This is a genomic window from Streptosporangium sp. NPDC002544, from assembly GCF_040295965.1.
Taxonomy (GTDB): domain Bacteria; phylum Actinomycetota; class Actinomycetes; order Streptosporangiales; family Streptosporangiaceae; genus Streptosporangium.
This window is the reverse complement of sequence record NZ_JBEOWJ010000004.1, coordinates 48,816-58,993: the sequence shown is the minus strand read 5'-3', so window position 1 is coordinate 58,993 and position 10,178 is coordinate 48,816. Positions and strand designations below refer to the sequence as shown.

Genomic DNA, 10,178 nt, shown 5'->3' with positions numbered 1-10,178 from the left:
TAGAGGAGGCGGGGGTCGAGATCACCAAGACGGCCTCGCCCGTCCTTGCCAGGCCCGGGCAGAAGATCACCTACACCGTCGAACTGCGCAACACCGGCGACGACGACCGGCCGGACTTCACCTTCACCGACGACCTGTCGGGCGTGCTCGACGACGCGGACTTCGACCACGACGAGTCGGCCACCTCGGGCACGGTCTCCTTCGCCGAGTCCAGGGTGACCTGGTCGGGGGACGTGTCCGCCGGCCAGACGGTGACGGTCGGCTACGGAGTCACGGTGAACGACCCTCCGGCGGGGGACCTGCGGCTCTCCGGCGAACTGGTCGGCGGCGAGGGCTCCAACTGCGAGGCCGGTTCCACCGATCCCGCCTGCGGCAACCTCGACGCGCCCGGCCTGCCGCTGCTGTACGTCCTCATGACCGCGGACCGGGAGACGGTCGATCCCGGCGAGGTGGTCGCGTACACGGTCACCGTCGGCAATGTCGGGACCGCCGCCTATCAGGGGGCCGCGCTCACCGGGGAACTCTCCCGGGTGCTCGACGACGCGATCTACAACGGCGATGCGCGGGCCACGGATGGAACCGTCTCGTACGGCGCGTCGAAGCTGGCCTGGACCGGCGACATCCCGGCGGGCGAGACGGTCACGATCACCTACAGCGTGACCGTGAACACCCCCGACACCGGGGACCGGGTGCTGGACAGCGCCGTCCAGGCTCGCGGGGGCGGGACGAACTGCCCCGGCCCGGCGCCGGGACCGGCCAGGCTCGGTGAGCCCGTTCCCGGGGCGAGCCTCGGCTGTGCGCAGCGGGTCGAGGTGGAGGGTGTGACGATCAGCAGGACGCTCACGCCGGAGGAGCCCGAGGCGGGTGACACCGTGACCTACACGATCACGGTCACCAATCCGGGGCGGATCGCGTACCCCGGAGCCCGCCTCACGGACGATCTGTCGGGGGTGCTCGACGACGCGGTGTTCGGTGATGTGGAGGCCTCCTCGGGCACCGTCAGCTACGCCGAGCCGGTGCTCGACTGGCGGGGTGACATTCCGGCGGAGTCCGCGGTGACGATCACCTACCGCGTCACGGTGGGCGACCCTCCCTCGGGCGACTCCATGCTGCGCGACGAGGTGGTGGGCGTGAAGCCCGAGTCCAACTGCTCCGCGGGGTCGACCGATCCCGACTGCGGGACGGAGCCGGTGAGGATGGCCCCAGCACCGGCGCCGGCGTTGGAGGCCGGCCCCGGACCGGAACCGGGGGCCGTCACCGATCATGTACCGGAGTCGGCGCCGGTCCCCGGCCGGGAACCGGTGTCGCCGCCCGTTTCCGATCTGGTGCCGATCCCCTCGCCCGTCCGGACCTCGTCACCCGCCCGGGTCCCTTCGCCCGCGCGGGTGCCTGAGCCGTCTTCCGCGCCGTCGTACGGGCCGGCCTGGGAACGGCCCCTGCCGATCCCCTGTCCCGTCGGCGGGCCCTGCGCGGGACCGGGCCGTCCCGCCCTGCCGTTCACGGGCCTGCCGCTCGGACCGGTCCTGGCGGGGTTCCTGCTCCTCGGCCTCGGCCTGGCCCCGCGGTTGTGTCGTCGGCGCGGGACGCCCTGATGCTTCCGTTCCTCAACGGAGGTCGCGAACCGCGACCGGGAGGCTGAGGCCGTCAGGACGGTCTCCGATGAGGAACGCCGGACCAGGACTCTCGCGCGGGTCAGGCCGGCTGGTTCCGGCGGCGACGGCGACGGAGCAGGAACCCGGTGGTGGCCAGCCCGGCCGCGGCGGCGGCGGCCAGTGAGATAGGCAGGACCCAGTCGGTCGTCTCCGGCGAAGCCACGGTGTTGACGTCCGTGGCGCAGACCAGCACGGGGCCGGCCGCGCTCCTGCGGGCGCAGGCGGTCGTCGCCAGGTCCCGCACCTGCGCCCCCGCGACCGCGCCGACCCGGGCGCTCAGGTGGACGACGGTCTCCTTCCTGGGCAGGACGTTCACGGTCCACGCCACCTTGCCCTGCTCCACGCGGCCTCCGGCGTCGGCCTTCACGAAGGTCATCGACGGCGGCAGGGACTGCACCAGGAGGATGTGCCTCAACCGGGTGGTTCCCTGGTTGTTGATACGGAGCGTGTACGTGTTCTCCGCGCCGGGAGCGGTGTCCCTCGTCCCGTCGTCGAGGGAGATGGAGAGTGAGGGGACCGGATCATCCCAGGCCGGCTGCCATCCAGCAGCGGGTACGGCGACTGCGGTGAGCAGGCTCAGGCTGGCCAGGCGGCGTTTCATCCTCTTACCTCCATGGTGACTCTAAGTAATCACTCCATAACAGCATTCCGGCCCTCGTGGGCGCTCTCAACGCGCCGGGTGTGTCGCTCATCAGCCGTTACCCGCTGGTCTGCCGTCCGTCAGTCGCAGGCGGAGTCGAGGACGACGGCGCTCGCCCCCGCGCGCTCCCCGGCGTTCCTGCCGCGGTTCCCCGTCGGTACGGCGGGCACGGCGGCGTCGGCCCCGGCGGGCGGGGCCGCCAGGGTGGCGATGACCTCACGCCTGATCAGGTGGTAGTCGGGCGCACCCGTATAGATCAGCGGGGGCACGAACTGGAGGCTCCTGATCCTGGAGTTCTTCACCTTCTCCGAAAGCTCGACCAGGTCGGGCAGTAGCTGCCGCGGTATGTCGGTGGAGATCGCTTCGACGGTGGCGGTGGCCAGCCTCTCGAAGCTCTTGAACACCGTCACCGGGTCGGCCTGCTTGGCGACGGCGTTCAGCAGGCATTTCTGGCGGCTCATCCGTACGTAGTCGTCGCTGAAGGTGCGGGACCTGCCGTACCAGAGCGCCTCCTCGCCCGAGAGTTTCCGCCGGCCCGCCTCGATCCGGCCCTCGTTCTGCCTGCCGTACACGATGGGGTCTTTGATACGGATCCGCACGCCGCCCATCGCATCGACGATTTCCACGAACCCCCTCATGTCAACCATCGCGTAATAGGAGATGTCGAGTCCGAGGATGCCGCCGACCGTTCTTTTCAGCAGCGAGGGGCCGCGGTGCCTCTTGCCCAGCCTCGGGGCCATTTCCGGGTAGTCCTCGGCGTACTGGTAGACCTCGTTGAGCATGCCCGGTGTGTAGGGCGGCTCGCCTTCGAAGCCGAAGGGGAATCGCTCGCGGGCCGGGCCCGGCGGCATCGGGACTTTCTCCAGATTCCGCGGCAGGCCGAAAAGCACGGTTTCGCCGGTCCGGGTGTCGACGCTGGCCACGGTCATGCTGTCGGTGCGCACGCCGACCCGGTTGGCCGCCGCGTCCGCGCCGATGAGCAGGATGTTGATCCGCTCCATGCCCTTCCACGGGTCCGTCGGCATCGGCGTGACGCTCTCCGCGAACACCGAGGTCACCACGCTCTGGGAGACGTAGGCCAGCCGAGCCACATAGATCATCGGAGCGGTCACCAGCATGCACAGCAGGCCGACGGCGGCGGTTGAGAGGTACTGGGCCGCGGGCGATGACGACTCCGGCCGCACCAGCAGGTAGGAGTGTATGACCACGGCCACCGCCACGGTGGCCAGCAACATCGCGGCGAGCGCGAAGGCCCAGAGCCAGGCGGGTTGTACGGCGAGGGCGAGCAGGGCGGGCCCCGCGGTCAGCACGGCGATCGCGGCGGCTCCGGCGAGGGTCAGCTCGATGCCCATCAGAAAGGCGCCCGTCAGGCGGCGGCCCGCCCAGATATGGGCCAGGCCCCACAGAACGGCCGAGCCCAGTGTCAGTGCCAGACTCGATCCGACGCCTGTCCGCCCCGTGTTATCGGCCATAGCCCTACATCTCCTGTCCGTCACCCCAATACGTCGCAGGTTAGTAACGGTTTCCAGTTGAATGGGCTATGTGGTTGTTCGACGCGCTGAGGGTGGTCGGTCAAGGTTTGTAAACCAGATCGCGCCGTCGGGATGACGCTGACCTCCAAGTTATGGTCAAAAAGGACACGTAATCGATTTTGACTGGCAAACGAGGGGATTTCCAGGTAAAGCGGTTAGGAGGTCCCGTGCGTAAAATGATCAGCTCGATTTTGATCGCGCTCGGCTGCCTTCTCGCGCCCCTTACCCTCGTGGCGTTCTGGACGGCGAACGAGGTGGCGGATCCCGGCGGCTACCTCAGGAACATGGCACCGCTGGCCCGCCACCCGGACGTACGGGACGCGGTCACCGGTCGCGTCGCCGACGAGATCACCCTGAGGTTGCGCGAGCGGGGTGTCGCGGCCGAGGAGGGGCTTGTCCACAACGCGGTGGGGGATCAGGTCGACGATGACTTCGTCACCGCCTGGGTGGAGATCAACAGGCTGGCGCACCGCAGGTTCGTCGCGGTCCTGAGCGCGGATTCCGGCATACCAAGCAGCATCGGCTACGACCTCGCCCCGATGTACGAACTGGTCAGACACCGGCTGCGGAGCGGCGGTCTGGAAGCCGCCTCCCGCCTGCCCAGGACACATCCCGTCGCCGAGGTGCTCCCCGCCTCCGCCGTGGCCAAGATGGACCACATCCATGACAGGCTGATCTCACTGAGGTGGGTTCTGGCGGGTACGTCACCGGCCCTGATCACCGCCGGGGTCTTCCTGGCCCGCGACCGGTGCACCGCACTGATCGGTGCCGGTATCGGCATGGCCGGGAGCATGTTCACGCTGGCGATCGCCATGTCCGCGCTACGTAACATCTACCTGCCGGACTCCACCGGCCCCGGCGGCCTGCCGGTCGCCGCCGTGCTCGTGATATTCGACGCGCTGACCGCCTTCCTGAGAAACGGCCTGCGCGTGCTCTTCACGCTCGGCCTGCTCATGGCGGGGGTGGTCTTCGTCGCCAGGAACGGGCTCATCCGTTACCAGGCCGCCGCCGCCATGTTCGAATCCCGCGCTCACCAGTCGGAGGATCCGACGAACGACGTCGCCGACGGCCGGTAGCCGAGGCGGGCGCGCGCCGCGGTGATGTCGAGGGTCCGCTCGACGGCCAGGTGGCCCGCGGCGTAGCGCGTCAGCCGGGGCGGGTGCGGGCGTCGGAGCAGCCGGAAGGCGGCCTCGGCGACGGCCGCGACGGGGTCGACCAGCTTCAGGGGCAGATAGTACGGTTCGGCGTCGATGCCGCGCTCCGCGAGGATCGAGCGCAGGGCGTCGTCGAGCATGACGGGTTCGGCGTCGGTCACGTTGAAGACACCGTGGTCGACGGGTCCCGCGGCGGCGAGCAGACAGGCCAGGACCAGGTTGTCCACCGAGGTCAGGCTGATCCGCTGGCGTCCATCGCCCACCGCGAGAAGCCTGCCACCCCTGACCGCACCGAGAACTCGGGGAAGCAGCGTGGTGTCCCCCCTGCCGTAGACCGCGTGCGGTCGTAGGATGACCGCCCGCTCCAGACACCTCTCCGCGGCGGCCTTCGAGGCGCCGTAGGCGTTCGCGTACCGCCCGACCGGGGCGGCCTCCTCGGTGGCCATCACGGTCGGCAGGAACGGGTCGTAGACGCTCGCCGTGCTGACGTGCACGAACCTGGCGCCGGGGAAGGCCGCGGCCGCGTTGCGGGTGCCGTCGACATTGGCCGCCCAGATGTCGCGCGCCGGCCCCCAGTCCGTGACGCTCCCGGCACAGTGGATCACCGCGTCCACCTCCCGCGGCTCCGGTCGCCCGCTGAGGAGATCCCACGATGTGTACGGCGCGTGGCCGACGTGCCCGCCGTCCACTCCGGACCGCCTGCCGAAGGCGAACACCGTCCAGCCCTCCGCCACGGCCGCCCGGCAGACCGCGCCTCCCACGAACCCCGAGGCCCCCGTCACCGCGACCCGCAACGCCCTGCCGCCCGGCCCGGGATCGGTGCCGGCCCGATGCGGGCGGTTCCGATGCTCAGTCACGGCGGGCGACCAGATCCCGCAGGGCGGCCCGGTCGAGCTTGTCGGCCCGCCCCGAGCGGGGAAAGGCGTCGAGCGGCTCGATCCGGTCGGGCAGGGCCGCCGAGTCCACGATTTCGGGGAGTGCCCCGCGCAGCAGGCCCTCGTCGTAGCCGTCGGTGGGCACGACGGCCAGCACGACCTCCTCGTCCCCGGTGTCGGGGTCGGCGAGTCCGACGATCGCGGCCTCGGCCACCCCGGGCAGCGCCGCGATGCCGGACTCGTACAGGCCCGGATAGATGTTGACGCCGTCGCGGAGGATCATGTCCTTCTTCCGGCCGAGCAGTACCAGCCGGCCGGCGTCGAGCCGGACCAGGTCGCCGGTGGCGATCTCGCGCAACGGCTCCTCACCGAGGTAGCACCGCGCGAGGTGGGGCCCCGAGACGAACAGCTCACCGTCCTCGGCGATCCGGACGCCGACACCGGGCAGCGGTGCCCCGAGCAGGTCCCCCTCGGCCTGGGCCAGCTTCTCCCGCGCCGACGCGATGGCGATGGGGAGCGCCTCGGTCATCGCGTAGACGGACAGCACCTCGGGGCCGGCCTCGATCGCGCGCCGGAGCACGCCCGGCGGGGCGGGGGCGGCGCCGAGCAGGAGGTAGCGGAGGGTTCCGGGAAGTCTGGGGGTCTGGCGCAGCAGCCTGTCCAGGTGCACCGGCACGGCGAAGGTGTGGGTGGCCCGCCTCGCGGCCAGCTCGGCGGCGAGGTCCCCGCCTCCGGGCAGTGACCAGGTCGCCCCGGCCAGCAGGGCGGGGAGGCCGAGCATCAGCTGGTCGGTGTGCACGATGTCGCCGGGGCCGAGCGGGAACACGCTTCTGAACATCTCCAGCCCGGTCGCGAGCGACCTTCGGGTGTGCACCACCCCTCGCGGGCGTGCCGTGGTCCCGGAGGTGAAGATCACCGCCGCCGGCTGGTCCGGGTCGGATCGGTACGCCCGCGGCCCGGACGGGCCGGACGGTGATCGGAGGATCCCAGACAGCCGTAGCGCCCCTCGGGGAACCCCCGGCAGCCACGGGCCGGTGTACAGGTGGCGGACGGGCCGGCCGGGAAGCGGATCGGCGAGGTTCGGCAGGAGCAGGCCGCGGCGGCGGGCCAGGCTCCTGAGCGGGCCGCTCAGCGTGTAGAGCAGGGACTCGCTGATCACCCACGCGGGCCGGGTCGCGGCCATGCGGGCCGCGAGCACGTCGGGCGCCAGCCCGGGGTCCGCGAGGACGAGCGTCCCGCCCGCCGCGACCGCCCCCAGCGCCAGCGTCACCGCGTCCACCCCGGGCCGCACCGCGAACAGCACCCCGTCCCCGGGCCGCATCCCGTTCTCAGGTGACGGCCCGCCCATCGCGTCGCGGACCGCCGACACCCGGCGGGCGAGCTCACCGTAGGTGATCTCGCGGCCTCGGCCGTCGACGATGGCGGTCCGTCCCGGCTCCCGCCCGGCGATGGTCATGATCCCGTTGATGATGTCGTTCATGTGGCACCGACCCACAGGTGCTCGTAGGTGGGAATGAGGACCCCCCTGGCCGCGCGCCGTCGCAGGACGCGTACCCGGTGGGAGAGCAGGACGGAGGCCACCGCCCGGATCTCCGCCAGGGCCAGCGGGTAGCCGATGCAGAAGTGCGGGCCCGCGCCGAACCAGAGCCTGCGCAGCTCGGGCGGGTGAGGGCGGGAGGGATCGAACGGGCCGTACGCCCTGGCGCAGTTGTGGGTGACGATCAGCACCCGGTCACCGGGGCGCACCGCGGCCTTGCCGACGCGCGCGGCGGTGGACACCGAGCGGAGCATCAGCGGGGTCGGCGTGGTGACCCGCATGGCCTCCTCGATGATCCGGTCCAGGTCGTCCACCGGGGTCCGGTGGTCGTGCAGGAGGGCGAAGAGCCGGGGGACGAACGTGGCGACCGTCTCGGTACCGGTCAGGAAGAACGCCCCGGCCGCTCCCCTGGCCTCGGCGGGCGAGAGCCCCTGTGCCCGCATCCGGCCCATCACCGTGGACTCGTCGGCGGCCTCATAGGCGGCCTGCGCGATGTCCCCGATCCGGTCCAGCACCTGCCGGGCGGCCGCCACCTGCCGATCCGACAGCCGCCGCGAGCGGAGCGAGACCATCGAGACGACCCGCTCCCCGTCCGCGAACAGCTCCCTGGCCCGAGCCTCGGAGACCTCGCCCAGCCCGATCACCCGGCAGATCACCGCTCCGGCCATCAGCCGCATGGCGTCCACCAGGTCGACCGCCTCGCCGCGTCCCAGCCGCGCCGAGAGGTCGTCGAGCGGCCCGCGGAGCACGTCGTCCACCAGCGCCGAGACGTATCCGGGGGTGAACAGCGGCATCAGCTTCCTGCGCAGCGCGAGGTGGCCCGCTCCCTCCATGTTGAGCAGCACGGAGGGGCCGAGCACGGGCGTCCACAGGTCGCCGGGCGATCCGGGACCGTCCTTGCGGAACCGCTCGTCCATCAGCACGGCCCGCGCGACGGCGGCGTCGTTGACCACGACGCCCAGCCCGGGAACCCGCACCACGGGCCCGAGTCTGGCCAGCAGCCGCAGGAGCGGGTAGGCGAAGGGATGCGCGGCCAGGTAGAGCCGCGTCTCGTGGTTCACCGGACGTCGATCACTTCTGGGCGGTAGTGGTGGTCGGCATACCAGGCGAGGGTGCCCGCGAGGCCGTACGCCCTGAGCCTGCGCACGGAGCCGAAGACCACCACGTCGCGGCGCGAGCCGTACGCGGCGGTGAGCATGCGCACCCGGTTGACCAGGGCGCGGTCCTCGTGGACCTCCTCGATCGCGGTCCTGGGGAAACCGCCCGCGCGGTCGTAGAGCTCCGCGGTGATGGCCAGGGTGGCGCCGGGCATCATCACGTACGGCCCCAGGTAGCGCGGGTCCCTGTTGCCGGGCCGAAAGCGCCCGAAGGCGGCCGCCACCTCCACCACGAACGGGATGAGGTGCCGCTCCCAGAACTTCAGCCGGAACTCGTCGGTCCGGGGGCGCAGCTGGCCGCCGACCATCTCCAGTCCGTCGCCGAAGGCCCGCCGGATGTTGCGCACCCAGTCGGGGCGGGGCAGGCAGTCGGCGTCGGTCCTGGCCAGGTGGGTCGCCCCGTGCGCGATGGCGTGGCGCATGCCGGTGTCGGAGGCGGCGCCCGTGCCCTTCCGGGTCTCGACGACCACCTGGACACCGTGCCGCCGGACGATCTCGGCGGTGCCGTCGGTGCTCGCGTTGTCCACCACGAGCAGTGTGAAGTCCCGGTCGTCCTGCTCGGCCAGCGCCCTCAGCGTCGCCTCGATGCCGTGGGCCTCGTTGTAGGCAGGGATGATCACCCAGAGGTCCATCACATCTCCGCCAGGATCACGCCGGTACTGATCCCGCCGCCCAGCCCGAGCAGCGCCACCCGGTCGCCAGGCCGCCAGCCGCCCAGCGCGAGCTGGAGCGGCAGCGTGGTCGAGGCGCAGTTGCCGTGCTCGGGCAGGCTGACCACGAGCCTGTCGGCGGGGATGCCGAGCACCTGGGCCAGGAAGCGCAGGTAGGGCAGTGCTACCTGATGTACCGCCACGATGGCGAAGTCGTCCCAGGTCAGGCCGGTGCGCTTGAGCGCGTTGAGGAAGATGTCCGGGCCGATCATCTCGAACGCCTCCTTCAACCTGCGCCCGTCGCCGCGGAAGTAGGAGTATTCGGGGTCGCGAGGATGCGCCGAACCGCCTCCCGGCAGGGTGCCGATCGCCCACGCCGTGGAGTCGGCCGCGAAGTCGCGGTAGAAAATGCCGCGTTCCATATCGGCGGCGACCATGACCGCGGCTCCGGTGTCCGACATCGTGTAGCCCGCGAAGGAGTCGACGAACTGCGCGCGATCCCTGACCTGCCAGCGGATCGCCCGTGAGGGGATCTCGCCCGAGCAGACCAGTACCTTGCGGTGCGCCCCGGACAGGATCAGCGCCTCGGCGATCTGGATCCCGTTGAGCATGCTGTTGCAGGCGTTCTTGACGTCGAACACCGGGCAGGAGAGTCCCAGCTTGGCCGCCACGATGTGCGCGGTGGCGGGCTCGACCATGTCCTGCGAGGCCGACGCGAAGACGAGCAGGTCGACGTCTGAGTGGTCGAGGCCGCGGGCCGCCTCGGCGGCCAGGTCCGAGGCCTGCTGGTCATCGCGGGCCACATGGCGCCGTCGGATTCCCGTCAGCCTCTCGACGACGCCTCCGTAGGGCACGTAGCCCTCGATCCGCCGCTCCACATCCGCGCTGGACATGGTCCGTTCCGGCAGATACGTCGCGACGCCCGTGATCCGGGCTTTCATTGATCTCCCTAAACAGGATTAAGTCTCCCCATGTCCCCAT

The 10,178-nt window shown here is 71.1% G+C and carries 9 protein-coding genes; 2 read left to right on the top strand and 7 right to left on the bottom strand.

The window, feature by feature from the left end:
* Nucleotides 1-1,592, top strand: a 1,592-nt coding sequence (locus tag ABT061_RS06875; protein WP_502991374.1) for a DUF7927 domain-containing protein, incomplete at its 5' end; no start/stop codon positions are given.
* Between the two features lie 100 nt (nucleotides 1,593-1,692).
* On the opposite strand, the gene ABT061_RS06870 is transcribed toward ABT061_RS06875, so the two are convergent.
* Together ABT061_RS06870 and ABT061_RS06865 are read right to left on the bottom strand one after the other, a co-directional pair.
* On the bottom strand, nucleotides 1,693-2,253 hold the full coding sequence (locus ABT061_RS06870) for a hypothetical protein (RefSeq protein WP_350913549.1): 561 nt from the start codon (nucleotides 2,251-2,253) through the stop codon (nucleotides 1,693-1,695).
* 119 nt (nucleotides 2,254-2,372) lie between these two features.
* Entirely contained in the window at nucleotides 2,373-3,764 is a 1,392-nt protein-coding gene (locus ABT061_RS06865) for an LCP family protein (RefSeq protein ID WP_350913547.1), read from the bottom strand.
* 227 nt (nucleotides 3,765-3,991) lie between these two features.
* Between ABT061_RS06865 and ABT061_RS06860 the strand changes: the two genes are divergently transcribed.
* Nucleotides 3,992-4,900: a hypothetical protein gene (locus ABT061_RS06860; protein WP_350913545.1), complete on the top strand. Its 909-nt coding sequence runs from the start codon at nucleotides 3,992-3,994 to the stop codon at nucleotides 4,898-4,900.
* On the opposite strand, the gene ABT061_RS06855 is transcribed toward ABT061_RS06860, so the two are convergent.
* From ABT061_RS06855 to ABT061_RS06835, 5 genes are read right to left on the bottom strand one after another with little or no spacing between them, the layout of a single operon-like run.
* Nucleotides 4,855-5,835, bottom strand: coding sequence for an NAD-dependent epimerase/dehydratase family protein (locus tag ABT061_RS06855; protein WP_350913543.1), 981 nt, complete (start codon nucleotides 5,833-5,835; stop codon nucleotides 4,855-4,857). The genes ABT061_RS06860 and ABT061_RS06855 overlap by 46 nt on opposite strands.
* The gene (locus ABT061_RS06850; protein WP_350913541.1) at nucleotides 5,828-7,333 is read right to left on the bottom strand and encodes a class I adenylate-forming enzyme family protein; all 1,506 of its coding nucleotides are present in this window, start codon (nucleotides 7,331-7,333) and stop codon (nucleotides 5,828-5,830) included. Before ABT061_RS06850 ends, ABT061_RS06855 begins: the two co-directional genes overlap by 8 nt.
* On the bottom strand, nucleotides 7,330-8,451 hold the full coding sequence (locus ABT061_RS06845; protein ID WP_350913539.1) for a cytochrome P450: 1,122 nt from the start codon (nucleotides 8,449-8,451) through the stop codon (nucleotides 7,330-7,332). The genes ABT061_RS06850 and ABT061_RS06845 overlap by 4 nt, the downstream gene beginning before the upstream one ends.
* Nucleotides 8,448-9,179: a glycosyltransferase family 2 protein gene (locus ABT061_RS06840; protein ID WP_350913537.1), complete on the bottom strand. Its 732-nt coding sequence runs from the start codon at nucleotides 9,177-9,179 to the stop codon at nucleotides 8,448-8,450. Before ABT061_RS06840 ends, ABT061_RS06845 begins: the two co-directional genes overlap by 4 nt.
* Entirely contained in the window at nucleotides 9,179-10,138 is a 960-nt protein-coding gene (locus ABT061_RS06835; RefSeq protein ID WP_350913535.1) for a 3-oxoacyl-ACP synthase III family protein, read from the bottom strand. Before ABT061_RS06835 ends, ABT061_RS06840 begins: the two co-directional genes overlap by 1 nt.
* Nucleotides 10,139-10,178: the final 40 nt, after the last annotated feature.

What these genes read in the sequence shown, in the direction of transcription:
- ABT061_RS06870 (WP_350913549.1), bottom strand. Translation starts at nt 2,253, where the DNA reads ATGAAACGCCGCCTGGCCAGCCTGAGCCTGCTCACCGCAGTCGCCGTA.
- ABT061_RS06865 (WP_350913547.1), bottom strand. Translation starts at nt 3,764, where the DNA reads ATGGCCGATAACACGGGGCGGACAGGCGTCGGATCGAGTCTGGCACTG.
- ABT061_RS06850 (WP_350913541.1), bottom strand. Translation starts at nt 7,333, where the DNA reads ATGAACGACATCATCAACGGGATCATGACCATCGCCGGGCGGGAGCCG.
- ABT061_RS06840 (WP_350913537.1), bottom strand. Translation starts at nt 9,179, where the DNA reads ATGGACCTCTGGGTGATCATCCCTGCCTACAACGAGGCCCACGGCATC.
- ABT061_RS06835 (WP_350913535.1), bottom strand. Translation starts at nt 10,138, where the DNA reads ATGAAAGCCCGGATCACGGGCGTCGCGACGTATCTGCCGGAACGGACC.